This window comes from Shewanella decolorationis (assembly GCF_004354305.1).
GTDB classification, from domain to species: Bacteria; Pseudomonadota; Gammaproteobacteria; order Enterobacterales; family Shewanellaceae; genus Shewanella; species Shewanella decolorationis.
Genome location: NZ_CP037898.1, coordinates 3,393,937 through 3,418,432, shown reverse-complemented (window position 1 = coordinate 3,418,432; position 24,496 = coordinate 3,393,937). Strand labels below are relative to the sequence as shown.

Annotated in this window: 19 protein-coding genes; 8 read left to right on the top strand and 11 right to left on the bottom strand. The window is 46.8% G+C overall.

Annotated elements, in window-relative coordinates:
• Positions 1-79: 79 nt before the first annotated feature.
• From EYR25_RS15335 to rmuC, 9 genes are all read right to left on the bottom strand, one after another.
• The gene (locus EYR25_RS15335) at positions 80-2,224 is read right to left on the bottom strand and encodes a transglutaminase TgpA family protein (protein WP_133181195.1); all 2,145 of its coding nucleotides are present in this window, start codon (positions 2,222-2,224) and stop codon (positions 80-82) included.
• Positions 2,221-3,306 (bottom strand): DUF58 domain-containing protein, encoded by a 1,086-nt coding sequence (locus EYR25_RS15330; protein ID WP_133181193.1) that lies wholly within the window; start codon positions 3,304-3,306, stop codon positions 2,221-2,223. Before EYR25_RS15330 ends, EYR25_RS15335 begins: the two co-directional genes overlap by 4 nt.
• Before the next feature lie 50 nt (positions 3,307-3,356).
• Positions 3,357-4,268, bottom strand: coding sequence for an AAA family ATPase (locus EYR25_RS15325; RefSeq protein WP_133181191.1), 912 nt, complete (start codon positions 4,266-4,268; stop codon positions 3,357-3,359).
• A gap of 110 nt (positions 4,269-4,378) precedes the next feature.
• A complete protein-coding gene (locus EYR25_RS15320) occupies positions 4,379-4,582 on the bottom strand; it encodes a hypothetical protein (RefSeq protein WP_133181189.1) in 204 nt (67 codons plus the stop codon).
• 171 nt (positions 4,583-4,753) lie between these two features.
• A complete protein-coding gene (locus EYR25_RS15315) occupies positions 4,754-5,281 on the bottom strand; it encodes a hypothetical protein (protein ID WP_133181187.1) in 528 nt (175 codons plus the stop codon).
• 137 nt (positions 5,282-5,418) lie between these two features.
• Complete coding sequence (locus tag EYR25_RS15305; RefSeq protein ID WP_133181185.1) at positions 5,419-6,450, bottom strand: DUF4062 domain-containing protein; 1,032 nt, start codon at positions 6,448-6,450, stop codon at positions 5,419-5,421.
• Between the two features lie 844 nt (positions 6,451-7,294).
• The gene (locus EYR25_RS15300; RefSeq protein ID WP_133181183.1) at positions 7,295-7,993 is read right to left on the bottom strand and encodes an EAL domain-containing protein; all 699 of its coding nucleotides are present in this window, start codon (positions 7,991-7,993) and stop codon (positions 7,295-7,297) included.
• Positions 7,994-8,205: 212 nt separating this feature from the next.
• Positions 8,206-10,131, bottom strand: coding sequence for a transglycosylase SLT domain-containing protein (locus tag EYR25_RS15295; RefSeq protein ID WP_133181181.1), 1,926 nt, complete (start codon positions 10,129-10,131; stop codon positions 8,206-8,208).
• A gap of 87 nt (positions 10,132-10,218) precedes the next feature.
• Positions 10,219-11,790, bottom strand: a complete 1,572-nt coding sequence (rmuC, locus tag EYR25_RS15290; RefSeq protein WP_133181179.1) for a DNA recombination protein RmuC — start codon at positions 11,788-11,790, stop codon at positions 10,219-10,221.
• Between the two features lie 274 nt (positions 11,791-12,064).
• On the opposite strand from rmuC, the gene msrP reads away from it, so the two are divergent.
• Entirely contained in the window at positions 12,065-13,099 is a 1,035-nt protein-coding gene (gene msrP / locus EYR25_RS15285) for a protein-methionine-sulfoxide reductase catalytic subunit MsrP (RefSeq protein ID WP_133181177.1), read from the top strand.
• 111 nt (positions 13,100-13,210) lie between these two features.
• The gene (gene msrQ / locus EYR25_RS15280; protein ID WP_133181175.1) at positions 13,211-13,858 is read left to right on the top strand and encodes a protein-methionine-sulfoxide reductase heme-binding subunit MsrQ; all 648 of its coding nucleotides are present in this window, start codon (positions 13,211-13,213) and stop codon (positions 13,856-13,858) included.
• A gap of 94 nt (positions 13,859-13,952) precedes the next feature.
• On the opposite strand, the gene gloA is transcribed toward msrQ, so the two are convergent.
• The gene (gene gloA / locus EYR25_RS15275; RefSeq protein ID WP_011717181.1) at positions 13,953-14,363 is read right to left on the bottom strand and encodes a lactoylglutathione lyase; all 411 of its coding nucleotides are present in this window, start codon (positions 14,361-14,363) and stop codon (positions 13,953-13,955) included.
• 695 nt (positions 14,364-15,058) lie between these two features.
• Between gloA and EYR25_RS15270 the strand changes: the two genes are divergently transcribed.
• The 5 genes from EYR25_RS15270 to EYR25_RS15250 all read left to right on the top strand — a co-directional run bounded on the left by EYR25_RS15270 (position 15,059) and on the right by EYR25_RS15250 (position 22,118).
• Complete coding sequence (locus tag EYR25_RS15270; protein WP_133181173.1) at positions 15,059-16,267, top strand: cation diffusion facilitator family transporter; 1,209 nt, start codon at positions 15,059-15,061, stop codon at positions 16,265-16,267.
• On the top strand, positions 16,267-16,728 hold the full coding sequence (locus EYR25_RS15265; protein ID WP_109286119.1) for a MarR family winged helix-turn-helix transcriptional regulator: 462 nt from the start codon (positions 16,267-16,269) through the stop codon (positions 16,726-16,728). The genes EYR25_RS15270 and EYR25_RS15265 overlap by 1 nt, the downstream gene beginning before the upstream one ends.
• A gap of 220 nt (positions 16,729-16,948) precedes the next feature.
• Positions 16,949-19,045 carry a prolyl oligopeptidase family serine peptidase gene (locus EYR25_RS15260; RefSeq protein ID WP_133181171.1) on the top strand — a complete coding sequence of 699 codons (2,097 nt, stop codon included), beginning with the start codon at positions 16,949-16,951 and terminating at the stop codon, positions 19,043-19,045.
• Positions 19,046-19,303: 258 nt separating this feature from the next.
• Positions 19,304-20,929, top strand: coding sequence for a phosphoethanolamine transferase (locus EYR25_RS15255; protein WP_133181169.1), 1,626 nt, complete (start codon positions 19,304-19,306; stop codon positions 20,927-20,929).
• A gap of 160 nt (positions 20,930-21,089) precedes the next feature.
• Positions 21,090-22,118 (top strand): GGDEF domain-containing protein, encoded by a 1,029-nt coding sequence (locus EYR25_RS15250; RefSeq protein ID WP_023265530.1) that lies wholly within the window; start codon positions 21,090-21,092, stop codon positions 22,116-22,118.
• A gap of 115 nt (positions 22,119-22,233) precedes the next feature.
• Here the strand turns inward: EYR25_RS15250 and EYR25_RS15245 are convergent, their stop codons facing one another.
• Complete coding sequence (locus EYR25_RS15245) at positions 22,234-22,875, bottom strand: DUF938 domain-containing protein (RefSeq protein WP_133181167.1); 642 nt, start codon at positions 22,873-22,875, stop codon at positions 22,234-22,236.
• Positions 22,876-23,145: 270 nt separating this feature from the next.
• Here EYR25_RS15245 and EYR25_RS15240 point away from each other — a divergent pair, with 270 nt between their 5' ends.
• Positions 23,146-24,435, top strand: a complete 1,290-nt coding sequence (locus EYR25_RS15240) for an NAD(P)/FAD-dependent oxidoreductase (protein ID WP_133181165.1) — start codon at positions 23,146-23,148, stop codon at positions 24,433-24,435.
• Positions 24,436-24,496: the final 61 nt, after the last annotated feature.

Sequence of the window (24,496 nt, the reverse complement as noted above, 5' to 3'; positions counted from 1 at the left end):
GCATAGCAAACGGGCTTGGCAATTCTATGTGACTGATTTATAAGATTCAACAATCTTGTCCGCCTAAGGTTTATCCCGCCTATTTTAACTGTTTACTCGGGCCAAATAGTCGCCAGTTTAGGGCTTTAGCGGCAGCATTAAAGCGCTTGAGCGCCGCTTGATAGTCACCGTCCGCAAGCTGTTGGTATTTCAGCGCGACATAGCTTTGGGTCAGAGTATCAAACTCACGGCAAAACTGCGGGGATTGCTGCTGGTGCGTGTCAATAAGCTGCTCGGCAAAGGCATTCGGGCCTAAGTGAGCAGGGCGGGTGATGCCAAATTTACTGAGGCGCTGACAAATGCGTTGGTACTTAGCGCTGATGGGATCCTGCTCCCGTTTAAAGCGAAACAGCCCCACACTGTAGGCGATATAGAGGCCGATAAGGCTAATACACACACTCATAAACACCGCCACCTTGGTTTTTGTGACATCCCCTAAAATGCCACTTAGCACTTTGTTTTGCCGTTCTTGATTAAAACCGAGCACCCAGAGACTCCAGTAATAATCCAGGCTGGCAAACCGCTGCCTTAACTCGTTGAGCCAAGGCATGGTTTTAAAGCGTAAGCTGCTAAAAGGGCTTTCTTGCAGGTAGCTTTGTTCTGGGGAAAACTCGGCATCGAAGCCTTGCTCAATACGATTGGGCGCGACCATGGCTGTTGGATCAAACCGTACCCAACCTTCATTCTCGAGCCAGACTTCTGCCCAAGCGTGGGCCATGTATTGATACACACTCAGGTAATCGGCCTGTGGGTTGTATTCGCCCCCTTGATAGCCCGTGACCATTCGTGCGGGTAAACCCGTCGCGCGCGCCAGAAAGATAAAGGCGGAGGCGTAATGGGCGCAAAATCCGGCTTTATTTTCAAACAGAAAATCATCTATTTGTTGCCGGCCAATTGGCGGCGGGGTGAGGGTGTAGAAAAACGGTTCATGATTAAAATAACCCATCATGGCCCACAGACGTTGCTTGGGTTCTGGGTATTTCGCTTTAAACTCGGTGGCGAGCTTCAGTGTGCGGGGATTGCTGTCTGCTGGTAGCTTTAAGTTAATTTGCCGTTGTTTGGCGCTTAAGGTGAGATCCATCTTTGCTTTAGGCCAAGAACTGGCATTGTAACCCATTCGCTGGTCGACATTACGCAGCGCATAGAGTCGATAATCCGGTAGATTAACTACTTTATCATCCTGACTATAGGCCACATCAAGGCCATATAACCAAGATTGATGGCTAGGTTCGGCAATCACTTGGTAGTGATAAACGGGTTGAGGATTATTGGTCTCCTGTTGTGTTAACGGGGTGAACTGCCGCGCGGGAGTCGGCCTAGAAGGCGGAAAGAAAAACGCATCCTTTTGAATTTGTTTGATACCGACATCTTGGCGCCAGGTTTGACCGTCGTAATCTTCGAGCACCAGCGCGCGCCAATAGAGTTCGGCTTGGATGGGACTCGCATCGGTAAAACTTACCCTAAAGGCCAGTGCTGATGAGCGGGTGAGTTTGCTGATATCGCCAACGGCAAGGGTTTCTGAGAGCCCGGTTTGGGCCTCCTTCATATTCGGGACCAGCCAGAGCGGGGCAAAGCGGGGTAAAACCAAAAATAGTAGTAACGCTAAAGGGAGGCTTTGCAGTAGCAGTTTGGCACTAATCCATGCGGTATGCTGCCAGTTGTGTTTGCTTTGATACAGGGTCACCAGCACGCAGCTATTGATAATGGTCACACCCATTAAATGCACGGTATTGAGCATGGATTGGTGGTCGATAAAGGTTAGCGCAATTAAAAAGTAGCCCACAATTACCACGGCCCGCACATCTCGGACACTTCGCATCTCAATGTATTTTAAGGCATAACCTAAAATCAGTAGGTTGACTAAAGCATTTAACAGCCCAATCTCACCCGATACTAATGCGAGCGTAATTGCCGCGCCAACGGCAAGGCTGGTGACTAAATAGCGCGGTGGTTTTGCGACTTTGCCGACATAAATACCAATCCGCCATAGAAGGCAAATCGCACAAATCCCAAGGGTCCAGGGTGTCGTTTTATCAAATAATGGGCTGAGTACTGCTAGATTGGTGAGTAGCAGCCAAAACAGTGTTTGGCGACTGATATTGTCCCCCGTCTGCGGCCCATTGGCATGGTAGGTCGTCAGCTTGTGAGGATTAGCTTTGTGATGTGTTGAGGCTTGTGTTGTCATCGCCGCGGCTCCATTTTTGCAGCATGAACGCCTTGCCCATGAGGAGGAAGCGGGTGCTTATGGCTAACGCCTTGGTTATTCGTCAATTTATCGGTTTTCTCCAGCGTACTTAAATTTTGCCCGTAAAGTGCCAGTGCCCTTTGGCAGGCGATACGATGGGCATTGCCCGTATCGGGTGTGAGGATCAGATCTTCCGCCCCTAGACGTTGCAGCCACAGACCAAAATATTGCTCCTGCTGACTTAAATGGTTGACTTGCCAACTGAGCTGACCTAATTGCTGTTCAAGCTGCGCTGGCTCGGGAACTAAGGTTAACCACACGGGATCGCCTTGAGGCTGCTCGAACTCTTTTGTTAGCATGCCGCGCCCTTGAGCCCATTGTTTCCATGCCACTTGTTTGAGGGATTCACCGAGCACATGGGGCTTAAGCCCTTTGTATTCATCGATGCCTGCAATGTATTTTCCGGCTCTTTCTAACCGTTCGTCTTCACCGGATTCGGTGGCTGCTTTTAGCTGTAAAGGGCTTTCAATCGGGTGGGCGTAGACGATGTGCGCATTATCGAGATCAATATGTGACCAAGCTCGGCAAAGCCCTAAGGGATAAAAGGATTCAATCTTAAGTCGGCCTGGCGATATTAGGCCGCGGCGATCATGGGCAAACGAGACTAGGGCTTGCACCTCATCGGCACCGACTTGTTTGAGTAAGTAAGCTAAATTATTGGGATAATTTAGGCTGATATTGTGGCTGCTGTGATTTGAGGTGAGCAGGACTGGAAAGGTGATGGTTTCGCCCGCATACACCTCTGGTGCCGTGAGCGCACGAAGGCGCAAACCCGCGAGATTTTTATAGCTATAGAGGATGCAGGTATTAAATAGACTGAGTAACAAAATACTCAGGCCAATCACTAGATTGTTTTGATAGTTAGTGCCAAACAGATACAGCAGCAGTACCAGTCCAATCCACACTAAACCAAAGCCACTGGGCAGAATAAAGATACTGCGATGGCTGAGGACAAACTCGGAACTGGGCGGCATGCGCCTTGCCAACCAGCGTTGCCAGAAAGCCGTAAAAACTCGTTTCATCCTGTCCTCATCATAGTCTGAGCATCCTTTTCGATATGATTAGCAAGGCATTACATGATGGGATTGACGCTGGCGAGGATCCGCTCCGAGAGCGCTTCCCCCTGCAATTGGCTGCTAGTGCGCAGTCGATGTTCGGCCACGCTGCAAAACACCGCTTGCACATCTTCCGGCACTAAATAATGTCTTCCCTCAAGAAATGCCCATGCTTTAGCTGCCAGCAATAGGGCTTTGGTCGCGCGGGGCGATAGGCCGACGGCATCGGTTTGATTGCGCGAGTCATGCACTAAGGCCAAGACATAATTGAGCAGTGCATCGGACGCCGCGACCTTGTCGCATTGTTCCTGCAACTGGGTTAATGCCAGCGGGGTTAAACATTGGGGTAAATTATCGAGGGTTTGCGGTGTTTGATCGCTTTTCAGCATCGCCAGCTCCGCATCATGGCTGGGATAACCGATGGAAATCCGCATCATAAAGCGGTCGAGTTGGGATTCGGGCAGTGGAAAAGTGCCCGACTGTTCCGTGGGGTTTTGTGTGGCAATCACAAAAAACGGATTGGGTAATCTGTGGGTGACGCCATCGACAGAAATTTGCTGCTCAGCCATTGCCTCGAGCAGTGCGCTCTGAGTCTTAGGGCTGGCGCGGTTAATCTCATCGGCCAGCACCATCTGTTTAAAAATAGGACCGGGATGAAACACAAATTGCGCTTGGTGTTTATCAAAAATCGATACCCCGAGAATATCGGCGGGCAGCATATCACTGGTAAATTGAATACGTTGATAGCTAAGGCCGAGACTCTGGGCGAGGGCATGGGACAGGCTGGTTTTGCCCATACCGGGCAAATCTTCAATTAATAGGTGGCCACGGGCGAGAATACAGGCGAGGGCTAAGCGAATTTGCCGTGGCTTGCCTAATAATACTTGTTCAAGTTGTTGTAATAGTTGGCTTAAACCAGAATGTGCCACGGGAGACTCCTTGTGCATGGATAAGGTCATTCGCTCTACCACTATGGCGGAATATGTCGCGCTTAGCCAGTCGCTTTTACTGTGAAATCAATCGGCTTAGTGAGTCGTTGCTAAGTAATCTTATGCAGGATCTTACTGCTTTGAGCTTGAAGCTTAGGTATATAGGTGAGCCATGGCATTTGCTCGCCGACGCGCAGTAAGTCCATCCGTGGATGCTCGACCGCCCGTCTGATGTGAATGGATTCACGAATACCGCGATGGCATGGATGCCAAAGAGCGGCCATGGGGCGGACGGTCGTCTCGCTAATCGCCATGGCTCACCTATTTAGCATCGGTGTCGCCTGTAAATTTTAAAGAAATAAACAACGCGTATTGGGACAAAAGAATGTTAGATTCCCAACTCTAATTATTGAGTTTCGGATTAAAATTTCTATGGAGATAACGCCCAAAGCAGCTGCGCGGCACGCGTCAGATGCCTTTGCTTGTTAGCCATTATTTTGTTGAATTTTGAAGGTTACAGATTTACCTATATTAAGTCCGTTGGTTATTAAAGTTGCATCTACTACTAAATCAAGCGGGTATTGTTTAGACGGAACCATGTCTAACCAAGGAAATAAAAAAACTATCTTTTTCCCTCTGATCTCCCCTCTAACTGGTACATCTGGAAAAATCATATCCGGTTCTTTACCGCTCAGTACTCTAAAGTAAATACCAAATTCACTTAAATCGTATGTTGACGTAGGTGGCAACTCAACTTCAAGTTCGATTAAACCAGCATCATTGCAAGAACTTCCACTTTTATACGATGCTCGAGATATATTTGAAACTGTGACAATAGGTGTTGGAACACTCTCCCAGTATTCCCCAGATGACTTTGGGTCTTTTTGTGCTGGACCCGGATGCTGTTCCCAGCGTTGTAAAGTTGGCTCAAAAACACTCGCACCATTAAATGAACAAGCAAGTGAGTTACAACTTATAAGACCCAATAAAAAAAATAGACTCGAATATTTCATCATTACTCCCGATGATGGCTAACGCCCAATTAACTGTGCGAGCAACGCTACACAAAAGCTTCTGCACTGCTCCGTAAACTCTAAACTACCTGCAAACCAAAAGTGCCACGCGTTGTGAGTCGCGGTTTAATTGATTGTTAGCTTTCTGGGGCTTCTTGCTCTACCAAGCCTTTTTCAAGTTGTATTCTTCTAATGTCTTTGAGAAGTTCATAGCCTTCTTCTGATAACGTCCAATATTCATTCTTATCACTTACAGCGTGCTTACGGGAGCTAGGTTTTATAAGGTTTAGTGCTGCTAAATCTGCTAACCAATGACTAAGGAGGTTGGTTGGAACGGGGGCTAATTCACGGTAACGTGTTTCTCCATAAAATACAGCAATATCAGCACCTATTTTTTTAAATGTATTTTCAACCATTAAGTTTGGTGCGAGAGCTTTAAACACCTCAAGCAGCGTTCCATCCCGAGGCTCTCCCCATTCTGTATCACCCTGTTTAGCAATATATATTTTCACACTATTTTTCCTTAGGATTTCAAAGGATTTAGTGCTTACCTTTTCTTTATCCAAATTTTGCTCAGCTAAACTAGAAGCCTCTTCTAGTTCCGCTCTTAAAGTCGCATTTTCTTTGCTTAATCTAGTCAATTCTGCAACCAGTTCAGGTGATGCGTTTACTGTATCCGCACGAACCCACCCTATTCTTGGACTAGTTTGCATACTTTTCATTAAAGAAATTGAAACCTTTGCATGTAACTCATCTTTTGTTGTCCAAAAGTTTACTATTCTACTTTTTATTTTTGACTTAAATCGCTCCAAAGCATCTCTTTTTTCAGAAGAACTTTCCATTTGATTTGCTGGCCAGTTAGCCCCATCAGCTAAAACAAAACCTAACGCTGGTACTGCTTTTTTAACAGCATAGTCATACTCTTTTTCTGTATAGCTAATACCATCATCAGCAATTGATCCATATTTATGTGCAGCAATTACAACGTAATAATCAGACTCATCAATTTGACGTTGAATTATTTTCCATTGCTCCTCATCTGCTGCACTGAACATTTCCATTCCAACGGGAATATGCCCCATTTCTAAAATAGCCTTAATAACTTGGTCTCGCTCACCTTTAAGATCTTCATAAGTTGAACTGACAAAGATTTGAAACTTTTTTTCCATATAAATTATCCCTTATGGTAGTAAGCATGCAAAATGTGAAGAAAGCTAACATTTGATTAGTGTGCATGCGTGTTTATCTCGTTGGACCAGTGAAAACGCGCACGGTTAACTATCTGTATGCAAAGAACTTATCAGCTTTCTGCCAAATACACCATCTGGAAAAACGCGCATGCGCGTTTTCCAAACCTATTAACTAAAATTCAGTTACTATATTCACCTGATTTTATAGAGCTTTATTTATTGCGGATGGAATTAGTGCGCACTGATATTGTCTTAAAATCACTCCAAAGTATCTAAATTTAAATATGACTGTATAGCCATACATTATTAGCCGATTTCTGGTAAGGCCAAACATAGGTAACTAGATGAGAATTTGTATGGCAACAAGAGTAGGTATTTTCGATTGAGATAACGAGCCGAAACACACTTTGGGGCATTAGCTTTTTAGCCAGATGAACAGTTCATGGTCGAAAAGATTGTCACTGTTGCAACAGTGACCGTTGGCGGCATGGTCGCTCTTTCACATCTGACCCGTAGGGATATGGGAAATGCCACTATGATGTAGGGAACATCATAGGCCATGTGAACGCGGCATTTACACTTCCATGTGTTGCAGATGCCGCCGTCGAGCCTATAGGGACACTTCTTGTTAAATAAATAGGCGGCGTGTCACTGGGGAAACAGTGGAAATGTATTAATGCAATATTCGATTCAGCTTGTGTAACTGGAGAAACTATGACAATCAATATCTGCGCTAGGTGACATTAAATTTGAAGAATCTCAGACTTACCAATGGCCACGAACATGATGAATTCTTCCATACCAGTATGTGGCTGTATCCTTCCTAACAAATTAACTTTTCGCTTTGCTCTGGGCGGATAAACCAAGGTTTGAATAGAAATCCCTGTACTAGATCGATATTTAGCTCGCGGGCTAGCTGAAGCTGTGCTTCGGTTTCTATGCCTTCGAGGATGCATTGTTTGCCCGTGCGTTTGCCAAATTCAATCAGGGCGCCGAGCAGGGCGATGCCATGGGGCGCGTCGATTAATTTAAGCCAGTAGCGGTCAAATTTGAGGTAATCCACATTCATCAAATCGATGGAGAGCATGGAGTGGGGCGCGCCGATATCATCGAGCGCCACTTGAATATTGGCCGCTTTAAATTGATGGAACAAGCGATTCGCGAGCTCGGCATCACTCACGCAAGTGTTTTCAATAATTTCCACCGTCAATTGCGGATGCTGTGATAGCAGGTCGAGTAATTTTTGGGTATGCGCCCCATCTACTGCGTGTGGGTCCAGATTCACAAATAACCGCTGCGCCTGTGGTGCGTGTTTGAGCTGAAAGGCTTTTGCCTGAAACTCGACCGCCGCCAGTTGTTCGCTGGCTTGGTGTAATTGCTCAAAGATTAGATTCGGGGCGACGGCTTGGCCCTGCTCTAGGTAAAAACGGGCGAGGGCTTCATAGCCATGAATGCGTTGAGTATGGGGACAGACAAAGGGCTGATATTCGCAACTTAAGGATAAACCGTTGAGATTGAGCATTGAAATGGTGTGTAAAATGGCTAATCGTTAATTATTCGCATTTAGTGGCTAAGAGTGCAAACAAGTTTACCTCGTTTGAGCGCGTTTGCCGATTTAATACTCATACGGTTAACTGTTGAGTTTAAAGATGATTTTAATGTTGCAAAAGCAATCAAGGTGGCCAACGCCACCTTGATTACTGTTCGATTACTATCCCATTACCGCAACGCGGTTTAGTAATGGAACTTGAGCTCAGCCTCATTAAACAAAGGCTGTGGCTTTTGTTTTTGCGCCTCGTAAATCAAGCGGTAACTTAACACGGCTTGCACATATTCTCTGGTTTCGGTGAAGGGAATGGACTCGATAAAACTCATGGCATCGAGCTTTCCATTCGACTCCGCTAACCAGCGGCGAACTCGCGAGGGGCCCGCGTTATAGGCGGCGGTTGCTAATACGCGGTTTTGATTGAAATCCTTCAACAATTGCGCGTAATAGGCACTGCCTAAGTTTAAGTTCAGCTCGGCGCTGTACAGATCCTTAGGATCGCTGTATTTAGCACCGTGTTTCTTCGCCGTCGCCTTGGCGGTCGCGGGCATAATCTGCATTAAACCTCGGGCGCCGACACCTGAGGTCGCATAGAGGAAAAACGCACTTTCGCGGCGGCTAATAGCGCGGATTTCATCAATATTGACCTTGTGCTTTTTACTGGCGTGTTCGAAGCCTGACTGATGCGCCATCGGGAAGCGCAGGGGAATATCATCCCAGAGCTTGCCTTGAATACTGGCCTCCACGCCAAAGTCATACCAGCCTTGATCGTGGGCATAACGACCATAGCGGGCGCGCATCTCATTATTGCTGCGCTTTAGTAGGGCGACCCATTCATAACGGGCATCGAAGTAACGATCCAGCGCCATCAACTCCTGTACGCGCACAAAGCCTAAATCGTCTTCGAGTTTTTGACTGGTCCCATCCACCACAGGCTCTGGGCTTTGATTTAGGGATACGGGCTTATTCAATAACTGCGATGCGGCAAAACCGTAAAAATTGCGCTCGTTACTGACCGCCGCTAACGCCTTGGTGGCGCTTTCGGGGGCGTGTTTCGCGTTAGTGCGATACAACCAATATTGCCAGCGCTCCTTCGCTAAGGTCTCGGGCGATAATAGATCTAAGTAGCGCGCGATATGGGTGTGGTCCTGTTCGCGGATCGCCCAGCGTAAGCGGCGCTCGAACATATCATCGCTTTTCATCTCGGGCAGCAGATTATCGGCCCAGTCTCTAAAATCATCATCCTGCTCAATCAACACGCGGCGTACCAAGTACTTTTGCAGCTGTTGATCCTGCGCTGGGGTAAAGCGTTTCGCTTTTTGATACCGAGTATATAAATTAATGGCTTGGTCGAGATCCTTACGGGCAAGGCGTTTTAAGCCCGCGGCGACGATATCGCCAACGATAGGATTTTTGTCCTTAAATTTTTCGGTATGGCGCAGGCTATTGGGATCTTTAAACACCGCCACTAAGCGTTTTGCCTCGGCGCTGTGCACGGTGATTTTTTGCGACAAGTAACTCAGCAGGCTGGTTTGGCCCTCATCGAAACTCAGTAACATCCGCGCCCAAATCACATCCTGAGTGCGTTTGCCGGCCTTGGTCCAAGCATTGAAGAGGGGATCGCATTCCTTGGGACGGGAATCTCCATAGACCCAAAGTGACTGCGCCGCCGTGTAAGCGGTTTGGGTTTCGCCCTTAGCGAGTTTGGCCTCATAAAAATAACACTGCAGCCTGACATCGCTCGGCGCGTCTTGAGCAAGGCTCAAAAAGTCGTTCCAACGCTTTTGGCCGCCGGCATTTAATAAATATTTTGAACGCAGGCGCTGATACATAGGCGTGGTTTGATACTTATCTATCATGGCCTTAGCGTCGTTACCGCGTAAATCGTTGAGCTTGCCAATGTCGATATCATGGTCGAGATAAATCGCCAGCGGATAATCGCCTAACTTAGCTCGCAGTGGCTTGTAGGTGGCATAGTCTTGTTTCTTTAAGGCTTTTTCAGCCTCGAGAAAGGTCTTCTGGGTAGAAGTTAACGCGAAAGCCGCAGAGGCATTCAATGCCCCTGCAATGATAATTGCGCTGGATAACACCATCTTTGTCAATGGGTTGCACATGCAGAACTTGCCTCCGGGCATCAAGGTTACAATCGACTTTTCCCTATCGATTCAGGATTATGAGTTATTGGCTTTTATACTGCGTGTTTATTGGGGTTGTTCGAGTACGTTGGCATCCTCATTATGGGTCAATAGCGTATCAGGATTGGTTTCATTATCACTGCTGTCGGTCGTATCACTCTCGTCTAAGGCTTCGTTTAGCGCCTTCTCAAGTAACATCTTATCGAGTTGCTTGCTGGTATCAACACCCAGTTGCTGCATTAAATGCGCTTGACGCACTAAGTTGCCTTTGCCCGATGACAATTTGTTCATAGCACTGTGATAGGTTTTTTCGGCGTTATCCAGAGCCCGGCCGAGTTTTTCCATATCGTCTAGGTAGCCACAGAGTTTGTCGTAGATCCGACCCGCCTGTTTGGCAATGGTTTGGGCGTGCTGGTTCTGATACTCGTAACGCCAGATATTATTGATTGTTCGCAGGGCAACCAAGAGGTTGGTTGGACTGACCAGCATAATATTTTGCTCAAGGGCAAAGTTAACAAGGCTTGGGTCGTGCTCTAGGGCCAGTAAGAACGCGGGTTCAATCGGAATAAACATCAACACGTAATCTAAGCTTTTTAGCCCATGTAAACGCTGATAATCCTTTTGACTTAATCCCTTAATATGATTGCGGATCGATAAAACATGTTCATTGATGGCCTGTTCACGCACCAGCGGATCTTCACTATTAAAATAACGTTCGTAGCTGACAAGCGACATCTTGGCATCGATAACGACGTCTTTATTTTCAGGCAAATGCACGATCACGTCTGGCTTAAAGTGTTTGCCGCTGTCGTCTTTAAGATCCTGTTGGGTGTGGTATTCGTGACCTTCGCGCAGGCCGCTTTCTTGCAGCACGCGGTCTAAAATCACTTCTCCCCAGTTGCCTTGCTGCTTGTTATCGCCCTTTAAGGCTTTGGTCAGGTTAATGGCATCCTGGCTCATTTTTAAGTTGAGCTCGCGCAGGTGTTCTAATTGATGTTTAAGGGCGCTGCGTTCCGACTGTTCATGATTATAGGATTCGCGAATTTGCTGCCTAAAGCCTTCTAACTGTTGCTTTAATGGCCCGAGCACGCCTTCTAACTGGTTGGCGTTTTGGTGCTTAAAGCTTTCGCTGCGCTCTTCGAAGATACGATTGGCAAGGTTTTCAAATTGGGTTTGTAGGCGCACTTCGGCACTTTCTAGGGTGGCGATTTTTTCCTGCATGGCGGATTGCTGGGCATCGGCCTTAGCTTGAATAGTCTGCTGCATCGCATGGGATTTGGATAAAGCCAGTTGTAGCTCAAGCTGGCGGCGATGGCTGTCGGCAAGTTGCTGCTCAATACTCGGCAGACGCTCGGCCATGGCTTCGGCTTTACCCAGTTGTTCGATTTTTTGCTCCAAACGCTGTTGGCACTGGCGCAGTTGGCTGTCTTTGTCGTCAACTAAAATTTGCTGCTGGGCGAGGGAGAGCTCGGCGTCCTCGTTTACTTGGCGCATTTCTTGTTCTAATTCGTCTTTAAACTGTTGCCAGCGTGAGCGGGTGAGACGTTGATTGAGTAGGGCTCCGATTAACAGTCCCAAAAAGGCCACGGCGAGCAGACCGATGATCTGAGCGAGGGAAAAAGATTGAGAAAATGGCATCTTACTAGCACTCCTTTAGCTGTTGCGCCTAGGGTCGCATGCCCCAAAAAAGGCTTCAAGTGCTTTAATAAACAATCTGTTTAGGTGATGACTCAAATGAGCAAGACTTAGTCGCTTAAGTTGAGATACTGTGAGTGATGAAATTTTTTTGCTGTTATCTGTGTCTATATCCCTACAGCTTATCAACACAGGTAAATGTACCTGAGGCTTTTTGGGCGAGCGCAGAGTGTGAGTCAGCGCCGGTACATAACATTTATTTTTGCAGAGGTGTCAATTGGCTAATCAATCACGTTTTACACCGGGAATTTTAAAAAAAGCGCGCTGGCATATCCAAGATAATCAAGTGACACCCGAGTCGGTGTTTAAAGCGCGCCGTCACATAGTCAAAGCCATGGGCCTTGGTGCGATTGGGGCTAGCATTCCTGGTTATGTGCAGGCGGGATTATTCGATCTGTTTGGCGAGCAGCCCAAAACCAGCTTTATCACCACGCCATTAACCTTCGAGGCCAATGCGAGCTTTGGCAAGGACGAAGTGCTGACCCCGGTCGATAAGGTCACCACCCACAATAACTTTTACGAGTTTGGCACCAGCAAACAGGATCCGTCTGATAACGCCCAGCAGTTTAAGGTCGACCCTTGGCAATTACGCATTGAAGGCGAAGTGGAGCGCCCGATGACCCTCGATTATCAAGATCTGACTAAGCTGTTTCCCCTAGAAGAACGTATTTACCGTCTGCGCTGCGTCGAAGCTTGGTCCATGGTGATCCCTTGGGTGGGCTTTCCGCTCGCCGCTTTATTGAAGAAAGTCGGCGTGACCAGTAAAGGCAAGTATGTTGCCTTTGAAACTGCCTTCGATCCTGAGCAAATGCCGGGGCAAAAGAGCCGTTTAATGGGCGGCGGCATTCATTATCCCTATGTGGAAGGCTTAACCATTGCCGAGGCGATGAATGAGCTGACGCTGATGTCGGTCGGACTCTACGGTAAAACCCTGCCACCGCAAAACGGCGCGCCGATCCGCTTAGTGGTGCCTTGGAAATACGGTTTTAAGAGCATTAAATCCATCGTCCGCATACGGGTGATGGACAAGCAGCCGCCCACCAGTTGGAATCAACTCGCGCCCCATGAGTATGGTTTTTATGCCAATGTTAATCCTGCGGTGGATCATCCCCGTTGGTCACAGGCGAGCGAGCGGCGCATCGGCGAGGGTGGGTTGTTCTCGGCAAAACGCATCGATACGCTGCCCTTTAATGGTTATGGCGAATTTGTCGCCTCGTTATATGAGGGGATGGATCTGAGGCAGTTTTATTAACTCATTCGGCGGGCGTCGGCTAGGCGCAAGCGATTGCGTCTAGTGAACAAATGGCATTATCTAGCGGCATACTGGCTAGTGCCTTGAAAGAGTCAAAAGAGTAGGAGTCCTATGTTCAATATCACGGCGTTAAGAGTCACGCCAAAACAGCTTTTGTGGATAAAGCTGGTCTTTCATTTGATTGGGCTTATCCCGATTGCTTGGTTGGGTTTTACTGTGCTGTCGGGCCGGGCGGGCGGTGATCCCGTGCAACATATTATCCACTTTACGGGCATTGGCGCTTTAAATGCGTTGGCGGCTACGCTGCTGATTTCGCCCCTTGCTAAGGGATTAAAATTAGGCTGGTTGATGCAGACACGCCGCTTAGTTGGTTTGTATGTGTTTGCCTATGCCACACTGCATATTGTGGCGTTTTTTAGTTTAGATCTGCTGTTTGCCTGGGAGTTATTCTTCAGCGAGGTGGCGAAACGGCCTTATATTTTAGTCGGCGCACTGGCCTATGTGATAGTCACCGCGCTAGCTCTGACGTCGTTTAAAGCCTTGATGCGTAAAATGGGCCGCCGCTGGCAAACGCTGCACTATGGGGTGTATGTGGTGGCGATACTGGCGCCGATTCATTTTTATTGGTCGGTAAAATCTGAAATCATCGAACCGAGTCTGTATATCCTCGGCTTTGCTTTGTTGCTCGCGTGGCGTTTACCCATTTGGCAGAAGAAGCGCAGCAGCCGTGTCGCCATGGCCGCCGAGGGCAGGAGGTAATAAAAGTAGTTTTGATATTTTTAAATGAGCAAAGAAAACGGCGTTTGCAGAGCTTGCAAACGCCGTTTTTGTATCAGGCGGGAAGGTAATAGGCTTAACCTAAACCTTGGGTCGCTGATTTCATTTGAATAAATTCAATCTTATAACCGTCTGGATCTTCCACAAACGCGATTTCAGTGGTGCCGCCAGCAACAGGGCCGGGAGCGCGAGTCACTTTACCACCCGCGGCGGCAATGGCTTCGCAGCGGGCATAAATATCTTCATCACCGATGGCGATATGGCCAAAGGCCGTGCCGAGATCGTATTTTTCAGTTCCCCAGTTGTAGGTCAACTCGATGACAGCCTGACCCGTTGATTCTTCACCGAAACCAACGAAGGCAAGGGAATATTTGTACTCTGGGTTTTCTGAGGTGCGGAGCAGCTTCATGCCCAGCACTTGAGTGTAAAAAGCGATACTGCGTTCTAAGTTACCGACGCGAAGCATGGTGTGTAACAGTTGTGACATAGGATTATCTCGGTCAATGAATTACGTCAGCAGTATATCAAAATTTGCCGTAAGTCATGCAATCGAATAACTGAATCGCCCAGTCTTGATTTTGACCATTGTGTGCGCTAGGTAAGTTCTTGCTTTGTGATCTACGTCACCTTGTTTGTCTGCGCGGTGTGAAAAGTGCACGATAATTTAGCTCTTGCTCACAAAATAACTATCTCAATATAGGCATTTTTGTCGGGCTTGATAATAATGGTGTCATACCAACTAGGAGAGTGAATATGAACACCGAACTTAAAATGGCTCTAGGTACTACAGTTGTAATTGCTTTATTTTTCAGTGCATTCTTTGTATCCATGTTCTGATTTAACATTCAAATCAAATCCTGTGCAGAGGCGCTTAAGTCAGACGATTTAAGCGCCTTTGTGTTATTTGCCTTATCGTTTAGTTCGCTTCCCCGTTTTGAGTTTATGCCTTGTCTATACGGCCCTTGTGAATGTGGTTGGTACTTTGCTGCGTTTAAATTTTGTGATTCGTTGCAACACTTATGCAAATAGTTTGAAAAATGATTATTTTGATATTTATATATTTTGATTTTCAAACTAAACTGACGGCAGAAGTCATCAATCACCACAGCGGGTTTGCTCTTGTTGCATAAATTTACGCTCATTAATTTATGCAAACTAGGGTAAAGCGCTTAGGAAAAAATAATGAAAACAACATCTTCAACCGAGAAGCCGATGCAGAGTACTGGGCTTGGGCATTCTGTCGCGCAGTGGCAACATTCCCATGGATTTTCTAGTCAAAATACCGCAGGTGAAAAAAACACCCGTTATGTGTTGTATCTCACCGTGATTACCATGGTGGCCGAGATTGTGGCCGGAACCATTTATGGCTCTATGGCATTGCTGGCCGATGGTTGGCATATGGGCACCCACGCCGCCGCCTTTATGATCACCTTATTTGCCTATTCCTATGCCCGTAAGCATGCCAATGATCCGGCCTTTGCCTTTGGGACTGGCAAAGTCAGTGTGCTTGGCGGTTACACCAGCGCCATCGCCTTGGGCTTAGTGGCCTTAGTGATGTTAGTTGAATCGGGTATGCGCTTGATTAACCCTGAGGATATTCACTTTAATGAAGCGATTTTTGTCGCCCTGATTGGCTTAAGCGTGAACGTACTGAGTGTGTTCCTGTTGAAAGATCATCATTCCCACGACCATGGACATTCACATGGACATTCACATGGCCACTCGCATGGACATTCGCACAGTCACTCACACGACCATGATCACGACGATGAAGATGATGACCATAAGGATCATCAAGATAATCATTGCCGCCATGGACACGATCATCATGCTGCTGACCATGACCATGACCATGACCATGACCATGACCATGACCATGACGGCCATTCAAACACACACGCACAGGGTCATTCCCATGGGCATTCACACGAGCACTCGGGCCATGATCACAATCTAAGGGCAGCTTATTTCCACGTTTTAGCCGATGCGTTAACCTCAGTGCTGGCGATTGCAGCACTATTGTTCGGTAAATATATGGGCTTAACTTGGCTCGACCCGATTATGGGGATTGTTGGCGCGATTATTATCAGCCGCTGGTCATGGGGGCTTATCCAACAGACCAGTCCAATTCTGTTGGACGGTGGGGTAAAGGCCTCGCTACAACGTAAAGTGCGTGAGACCATAGAGGCGGTACCGGATCATCAAGTGGCCGATTTACATATTTGGCGCGTGAGTGCCGATCACCATGCTATTATGGTGTCCATAGTGTCTCACTCACCGAAAGAAGCCAGTTATTTTAATCAGTTACTGACTAAGTTCCCTGAGTTATCCCATATTACCATTGAGCTGCATACTTGCCGTCAACGTGAGTGTGTGGCTAAGGAAGCCTAATGACAGTTGCACACCCGCATGATGCTTTATCAGCCGCGTCCGCCCATTCTACGGATCAGGCCCTGAACCATGTGATTATTGAGTTTTATGAAAAATTATCATCATGGGAGCATGCTATTGTGCGCGATAAGGGATTTAGCTTATCGCAAGTACACACGATAGAGTTATTGGGTGTACACGGCGCGATGCGAATGAAAGAGCTGGCCGACAAAATCGGCGTGACCACAGGCACGCTCACAGTACAAATCGATAAAATGGTCGATTCCCAGTGGGTGATGCGCCGTCCACATGAGAGTGATAGACGCTCGATTCTGGTTGAGCTCACCGAGAAAGGTCAGGCGCTGTTCCTTGAGCATGATGCGCTGCATTTGCAATTAACGACCGATCTCACCGCTAAGATGAGTGCAGAGGAGCGAAGCTTACTGCTGAGTCTGCTGACGCGAATGAACCAAGAGTTTTAATGGCAGCGTCAACTCGCCATTCAGTATTTACTAAAGCGCCCCGATGGGCGCTTTTTTATGGCATAACATCTCGAATATTTTCGATTCATTCTCGATTAATCATCCGTGATTACAATATCTTACCTTTTGTTACATTCTTGTTGTATTAAAGGTTGAACTGGGGGGCAATTAGGGTAATGTAGAACAGAAATCAAGATGGACTCTGTTTAAAAGGAATAAAATGAATCGAAATAAATTACTGCCTTGGTGCATCGCAGGGGTACTCACAATGAGTGGTCAACTCCACGCAGAAGAAGACAAATACCTTTGGCTTGAAGAGGTTGAAGGCGCAAAGCCGATGGAGTGGGTTAAGGCTCAAAATGCCACTTCTGCCGCCGAAATTAAAGCCTTTAAGGGCTTCGATACCTTAGTTGCCAACAGCCTTGCTATCCTCAATGATAAAGAGCGTATTCCTTACGCCACCCATATAGGCGATAAGCTGTATAACTTTTGGAAGGATGATACCCATGTGCGGGGGATTTACCGTCGCACCACGATGGAAGAATACGCCAAGGCGGATCCAAAATGGGAAACCGTGCTCGATGTCGATGCCTTAGGCAAAACCGAAGCGGTTAACTGGGTATTCAAAGGGATTGATTGCCAGTATCCACAGAATCAGCGCTGTTTTGTGTCCTTATCCCGTGGCGGCGCCGATGCGGTCGAAGTGCGTGAATTTGATTTAACCACTAAAGACTTTGTGCCTGCGAAAGACAAACCTTTCTTCTTAAAAGAAGCGAAATCTAGCCTAAGTTGGATTGATACCGATCAGGCATTTGTCGGTACTGACTTTGGCGATGGCCAAAGCATGACGGACTCTGGTTATCCTCGCGTGGTGAAGTTATGGCAACGTGGTACGCCGCTTGAGCAAGCGAAAACCATTTTCAGTGGTGACAAAACCTCGGTTGCGGTGTCGGGTTGGGTGATGTTTGACGACAAAACCCCGCTGAGCCTAGTTACTGAGGCGCATACCTTTTATACCGCTACTCAATATGTTTACCAAGATGGCAAATTGATTAAGTTGCCGCTCCCGCAAGATGCCGAGATCAAAGGCTATTTCCAAGGCAAGTTGTTTATTGAGCTCAAGAGTGACTTAGCAACCCCTGCTGGGAAATTCAGCCAAGGCGCGGTGGTGTACGCCAATGTGGCGGATTTGATTGCCCAAAAAGCATCATTTACTGAATTTGTTAGCCCTACGCCTACCGCATCAATCGCCCAGTTAAGTTTCAGTAAGAGCGCGATTTTTGTTAATTGGCTCGATAACGTGAAGAGCAAGCTGGTTCGCTACGAGCAAGACGAGAAGGGCGCATGGCAAAGTACACCTGTACCTTTTGAGGCCAATGGCGCGCTAACCGTGATGGATATGGAGCGCGACAGTGATGATTTCTTTGTTAATTACACGAGCTTTCTTGAGCCATCGACCCTGTATACCGTCAATGCTAAGGCGCTAAAACCGCAAAAAATCAAAGGTATGCCTCAGCAATTTGCGGCGGATAAATTTAAAACTGAGCAGTATTTTGCAACATCAAAAGATGGCACCAAAGTGCCGTATTTTGTGGTGATGGCAAAGGATCTTAAGCTCGATGGCAGCAATCCTACACTGCTCTATGGTTATGGCGGCTTTGAAGTGTCACTGCGTCCAGCCTATTCTGCAACCATTGGTAAAAACTGGTTAGAGCAGGGCGGCGTGTATGTGCTGGCCAATATCCGTGGTGGTGGCGAGTACGGCCCTGCGTGGCATCAAGCGGCACTTAAGCAAAATCGTCATAAGGCTTATGAGGACTTTGAAGCTATCGCCGAGGATCTCATTGCCCGTAAGATTACCTCGAGCAAGCATTTAGGCATTCAAGGTGGCAGTAACGGTGGCTTGCTGATGGGCGCAGCCTTTACCCGTCGGCCTGATCTTTATAATGCCGTAGTGTGCCAAGTGCCATTACTGGACATGTACCGTTTTAATAAGTTACTGGCTGGCGCAAGTTGGATGGGGGAATACGGTAATCCTGATGTTCCTGAAGAATGGGCCTACATTAAAACCTATTCGCCATACCATAATCTGCATAAGGACACCCACTATCCTAAGGTGTTCTTCACTACCTCAACCCGTGATGACAGGGTACACCCGGGCCATGCACGTAAGATGGTGGCTAAGATGAAGGACATGGGCATAGATGTGCTCTACTATGAAAATATCGAGGGTGGACACGCTGGCGCTGCAGATAATAATCAAGCTGCGGAACTAAATTCGATGGCGTTTGCCTACTTATTACAGCAGTTAAAATAATCGTGATGCGTGATAGCCAGTTTTAACAATTCGCGGTTAATACCGAGCAAGTCCCTATAGGTTGGGGAGCAAAAAACGGTCGAATTCATTGAGGTTCGGCCGTTTTTTTAATCCGTATCTTAACTTGTTAATAATATTAATTATTTTATTGAGTAGGTTAAAATCAGTTGCTAAGATGGCATTCATTTATAGGCATAAGATTACCTTAAGAAAACTAAGCTAGTTTCGGCCCACTATTTATTTAAGAGAGCATTGCCAGTGCTGACGAGATTTAAAACTCTAACCGTGAACCGCTTCACCTTTATCACCGCATTATTTTACGTTTGCGTTTTTAATATCCCACTCTTTGAAGTCATCAAGAAAGGCATTGAAAAACAGCCCGATGTCGATCCGATCTTTATCGCATCCATGCCATTGTTTTTAGTTTTTGCTCTGAGTTTTGTGTTTTCGCTGTTTACGGTGAAATACCTAGTAAAACCCTTTTTTATCATTCTTACGCTGTTGTCATCGAGCGTGTTTTTTGCGGCGCTCAAATACAATGTCGTGTTCGACTACGGCATGATTGAAAACACTTTTCAAACCAACAGCGCCGAAGCGCTGATGTATGTGAACTTTGCTTCCATCCTCAATATGCTGCTTACGGGGATTTTACCCGCGTATCTGATTTACAAAGCCGATATCCAATACAAGCCATTTTTCAAAGAGTTGCTACATAAAGTGTTGTTTATGCTAGCGATGTTAGTAGGGCTCGGGATTATCGCCTTCTTCTATTTCCAAGACTACGCCGCCTTTGGCCGTAATAATGATGAGATCAAGCGTTATATCGTGCCAACCTATTTTATTGGTGCGGCCGCTAAGTACATCAATGTGCACTATTTACAAACGCCAATCCAATATGAGCAGTTAGGTCTAGATGCAAAGAATGTTAGTCGCAATCCCAATGGTAAACCTAATTTGTTAGTGCTTGTTGTGGGTGAAACCGCCCGTTCGATGAATTATCAATACTATGGTTATGATAGGCCAACTAACTCCCACACAGAGGGACAAGGCTTGATCGCCTTTAAAGACACCCATTCCTGTGGCACGGCTACCGCGGTTTCGTTGCCTTGTATGTTTTCGCGTATGGGACGTGAGGATTATGATTCTCGCCGCGCCTATGCCCAAGACACGGCCATCGATGTGTTAAATCATGGCGGGATTAAAGTGCAGTGGTTTGATAATGACTCGGGCTGTAAAGGGGTGTGCGATCAGGTTGAAAACATCACTATTGACTTGAATAGCGATCCTGAACTTTGCTCAGGCCAATATTGTTTCGACCAAGTGCTGCTCAACAAACTTGACGAGGCACTTGCTAAAGCCGAGCAGAAAGACACTGTGATTGCCCTGCATGTAATTGGCAGCCACGGGCCGACGTACTTCCTGCGCTATCCGCCAGAGCACCGTAAATTTACGCCGGATTGCCCACGTAGCGACATTCAAAACTGCAGCGCCGAAGAGCTGATAAACACCTATGACAACACGATTTTGTATACAGATTACATTATCAGTGAAGTGGTGAATAAGCTTAAACAGCAACAGGCTAAGTTTGATACCGCTATGTTATATGTGTCGGATCACGGTGAGTCCCTCGGTGAGAAAGGCATGTATCTGCACGGTGCCCCCTACAGCATAGCGCCGATTGAACAAACCAGTATTCCTATGCTGGCCTGGGTGTCGGAGGATTTTAGCCGAGACAACCATTTGAATATGGCGTGTTTAGCCAAAGAGGCCGAGAAGGGCGGCTTCTCCCACGACAATTTGTTCGACAGTCTGTTGGGATTAATGAACGTGCAGACCCAAGTGTATCAACCTAAGTTAGATATCTTTGCTCGCTGCCGCGGCTAAAATGTCCATGTTTGTGAGCATGACTCAAAGGAGGATGTTAACAACATCCTCCTTTGTTTTTTGCGGCACATCATAATAATTTTTGTACCCAGTATCCAAATTGAAGCAACTGAGTTAACTTAAGTTATACAAAAATATAACAACTCTTGGTGCGTGATCCATGTCCTCCCCTGCAGCAAATAAAGAGCTTGATTGTGCGGCACAAATTTTACGTTTAGCAGTACCACAAATGTCCGCGCTAGATATTCCGGTCACCCCTGAAAACTACACCGTTTGGTATGAGTATTTTGCCCAATCAAACCTCGACTTAAATCGTGCTATTGATGGCTTTCTTGCAAACAATGTCGTGTTTACTAAGGAGGTCAACACCAGTCTGTACAAGAATTTTATTCAAGAGAAATCCCCTGAAGTCATCGAAAACGTACAAATTGAAACTCAGATATTAATCAATTCACTGATCAGTAAAATTACCCAGTTAAATCAAGGGACAGAATCATTTTCAAGCACCTTAGCGGATTTCGGATTACAGCTCCAATCATCACCGGATGTGAGTACATTGAATCAGTTAGTGGATGGGGTGATTGATGAAATGCAGCATTTATTACTGAATAACCAAACTATGGAGCAGAGTCTAAGTGCCATGGGGCAAGAGGTACAAAACTTAAAAACCGAAATGGAAAATTTGAGTCTGGCGGCCATGACTGACCAATTGACTTCCTTGCACAACCGCCGCGCCTACGAAATTGCGATTCAGGACCATATTCACCGCGCTGAAGAACAGCAAACACGCTGTAGCCTTTTATTGATCGATATTGACCGATTTAAATTGTTCAACGACACCTATGGCCATCAGGTTGGCGATAAAGTGTTGGCATATGTCGCGCTTGCCCTCAAACAATGCGTGCGTGGCGATGACTTTGTCGCCCGTTATGGTGGCGAGGAGTTTGTGGTGTTACTGCCGAATACCCATTTTCACGATGCGCTGCAAGTGGCCGAAACCTTGAGGGAACGTATTTCTGAGCGGCGCCTAGCCATAGGCAAAGATAAAAAACTCTCCTTGGGGGCGATTACAGTGTCTATCGGTTTAGCCTCGTTGCAAAAAGGGGATGATGCGGAAACCCTGTTCAGCAGAGCAGATAAAGCCCTGTATGAAGCTAAATCCGATGGCCGTAATTGCGTGCGGGGCTAGATTAATGTCCATCCTCAGCGTTGTTGAGGGTGACAAGTACAAAGGTTTTAAAGATTTAGTCGTATCTTGTCACTCTGACGTTAAAGATGAAATCTTGGTGTCTGGATAACACGCTTTAGGTCAATAAATGCTTAAAATGCAGTAAACGATTGTTAGCGGGCATGGCGATATCTTCAACCAAGGTTAGATTTTGAGCCTGTGCTAGTTGAGTTATCCATTCAATATCTCTAATACCACTCTGACTATCTCTTTGTTTTAAAAAGTAATCAAATTGTCGATTGCTATCGCTAGTAAACTGACCTTGGTAGTTAAAAGGGCCGTATATACATAAGGTATTTAGTTGTGGCAAATATTTACCTAAGCCATTAAAAAACATCTCGACCATGGATTTGCTCATAATATGCAAGGTATTGGCGCTGAAAACGGCGTCAATACCAGTACCATCTTCGGGCCAAGGTTGGGTGACATCGAGTGCAAAGGGTAAGCCTAGATTGTGAATACCTTTTTGATGCCCTTGCTGGTGGCATCTTGCACTAATGTCCTCAAGATAAGCGACTTGATCGCTGGTTTGCCAAAAAAGATGAGGCAGATTTTCAGCAAAGTAGACCGCGTGTTGGCCTGTGCCGCTACCAATTTCAAGCACCTGTTTGGCACTGGCAAAGGCGGTTTGTAGCACGGTGAGGATCGGTGCTTTGTTATTTTCACAGGCCTGAGAAAAAGGCAGTGTGCCAGGCGGTATAAAAGTATCCTGTGACATGGTTTGTCCTAAAATTGTCCAATCAGAGGGCAACGAAGTCGGTTTTTCCATCTAAAGAAACTGTGCCCCAAAATGCTGCGAGATGCTAATGGCCTCTAGCTTAAGTGAATATGGCGGCTACTTCCATTCAGAACCGAATAACTCGTTTATTCTTATCAAGTTGCCTCATTCTTCTGTTGACCAAGTTATTGACTTCGCTATACTAAAAAATTCTGAACGATTGTAAAAAATATAAAACATACAAAACCTAAATCTGCCCAAGGAAAGCCTATGTCAGCCAAACGCTGCGCCTCTTATTACAATGCTACCATCAAGCAAGAGTCTGATTATCCAGAACTCGAAGGCGATGTTCGGGTCGACGTAGCCATTATCGGCGGTGGATTTACCGGTGTGGCAACAGCGGTTGAATTGTCTGAAAAGGGCTACAAGGTCGCATTGTTAGAGGCAAATAAAATTGCCTGGGGCGCGACAGGCCGCAATGGTGGCCAAGTGACCGGAAGCCTATCTGGCGATGCCGCCATGACCAAGCAATTGCGGCGTCAGCTTGGTCAGGAGGCCGAGGATTATGTGTGGAACCTTCGCTGGCGCGGCCACGATATCATCAAAAACAGAGTGGCGAAGTATCGCATTGATTGTGATTTAAAATTTGGCCATATCCAGACGGCGTATCGCCCCTCACATCTGGCAGAGTTACAGCAAATGTTTGATGAAGCCAATCGCCGTGGCATGGGTGAGTTTATGACCTTAGTGCCAGAACAGGATATGCCCGCCTATTTAGCTTCGCCCTTGTATTACGGCGGTTTAGTTAATCGACGCAATATGCATCTGCATTCGGTGAATTTATGTCTTGGTGAGGCGCGAGCCGCAGCCTCCTTAGGCGCTAAAATTTTTGAACACTCGCAGGTGCTGGATATTCAGCAAGGAGAGCTGGCAACTGTTGTCACGCCAAAAGGAACGGTTAAGGCAAATAACGTGCTTATCGCGGGCAATGCCTACCACAAATTGGGCCGACCTCAGCTGAGGGGCATGTTATTTCCCGCCTCCCTTGGTAATTGTGCGACGGCGCAATTGCCGCCAGAGCTGGCTAAGCAACTTAATCCGCAGGATTTAGCTGTGTATGATTGCCGTTTCGTGCTGGATTATTACCGCTTAACCGCCGATAACCGTTTGATGTTTGGCGGTGGCACCAATTACAGCGGCCGCGATCCTAAAAACGTTGCTGCCGAGCTGCGTCCGGCGATTGAACGCACTTTCCCCCAGTTAAAAGGTGTCGATATTGAATTTGCTTGGGCTGGCATGGCGGGAATTGTGATTAACCGTATTCCCCAGCTGGGCAAAATTGCTCCTAATATCTTCTATTGTCAGGGATATTCGGGTCATGGCGTCGCGACTTCCCATATTATGGCAGAGATCATGGGGCAGGCGATCGATGGTCAAATGCGAGAGTTTGATCTCTTCGCCGCGATGCGCCATATCCGGATCCCACTGAATGAATGGTTTGGTAATCAGGCCCTTGCGCTAGGGATGTTGTATTACACCCTAAGGGAAAACTGGCGCTAAACAGGTGGGGCGTCTGACGACCGCGAGGTGATTGTCACTCATATTGGATTTATTGTTGTGA

What these genes read in the sequence shown, in the direction of transcription:
- EYR25_RS15335 (WP_133181195.1), bottom strand. Translation starts at nt 2,224, where the DNA reads ATGACAACACAAGCCTCAACACATCACAAAGCTAATCCTCACAAGCTG.
- EYR25_RS15330 (WP_133181193.1), bottom strand. Translation starts at nt 3,306, where the DNA reads ATGAAACGAGTTTTTACGGCTTTCTGGCAACGCTGGTTGGCAAGGCGC.
- EYR25_RS15320 (WP_133181189.1), bottom strand. Translation starts at nt 4,582, where the DNA reads ATGGCGATTAGCGAGACGACCGTCCGCCCCATGGCCGCTCTTTGGCAT.
- EYR25_RS15315 (WP_133181187.1), bottom strand. Translation starts at nt 5,281, where the DNA reads ATGAAATATTCGAGTCTATTTTTTTTATTGGGTCTTATAAGTTGTAAC.
- EYR25_RS15305 (WP_133181185.1), bottom strand. Translation starts at nt 6,450, where the DNA reads ATGGAAAAAAAGTTTCAAATCTTTGTCAGTTCAACTTATGAAGATCTT.
- EYR25_RS15300 (WP_133181183.1), bottom strand. Translation starts at nt 7,993, where the DNA reads ATGCTCAATCTCAACGGTTTATCCTTAAGTTGCGAATATCAGCCCTTT.
- EYR25_RS15295 (WP_133181181.1), bottom strand. Translation starts at nt 10,131, where the DNA reads ATGTGCAACCCATTGACAAAGATGGTGTTATCCAGCGCAATTATCATT.
- rmuC (WP_133181179.1), bottom strand. Translation starts at nt 11,790, where the DNA reads ATGCCATTTTCTCAATCTTTTTCCCTCGCTCAGATCATCGGTCTGCTC.
- msrQ (WP_133181175.1), top strand. Translation starts at nt 13,211, where the DNA reads ATGTTCAATATCACGGCGTTAAGAGTCACGCCAAAACAGCTTTTGTGG.
- gloA (WP_011717181.1), bottom strand. Translation starts at nt 14,363, where the DNA reads ATGTCACAACTGTTACACACCATGCTTCGCGTCGGTAACTTAGAACGC.
- EYR25_RS15270 (WP_133181173.1), top strand. Translation starts at nt 15,059, where the DNA reads ATGAAAACAACATCTTCAACCGAGAAGCCGATGCAGAGTACTGGGCTT.
- EYR25_RS15265 (WP_109286119.1), top strand. Translation starts at nt 16,267, where the DNA reads ATGACAGTTGCACACCCGCATGATGCTTTATCAGCCGCGTCCGCCCAT.
- EYR25_RS15260 (WP_133181171.1), top strand. Translation starts at nt 16,949, where the DNA reads ATGAATCGAAATAAATTACTGCCTTGGTGCATCGCAGGGGTACTCACA.
- EYR25_RS15250 (WP_023265530.1), top strand. Translation starts at nt 21,090, where the DNA reads ATGTCCTCCCCTGCAGCAAATAAAGAGCTTGATTGTGCGGCACAAATT.
- EYR25_RS15245 (WP_133181167.1), bottom strand. Translation starts at nt 22,875, where the DNA reads ATGTCACAGGATACTTTTATACCGCCTGGCACACTGCCTTTTTCTCAG.
- EYR25_RS15240 (WP_133181165.1), top strand. Translation starts at nt 23,146, where the DNA reads ATGTCAGCCAAACGCTGCGCCTCTTATTACAATGCTACCATCAAGCAA.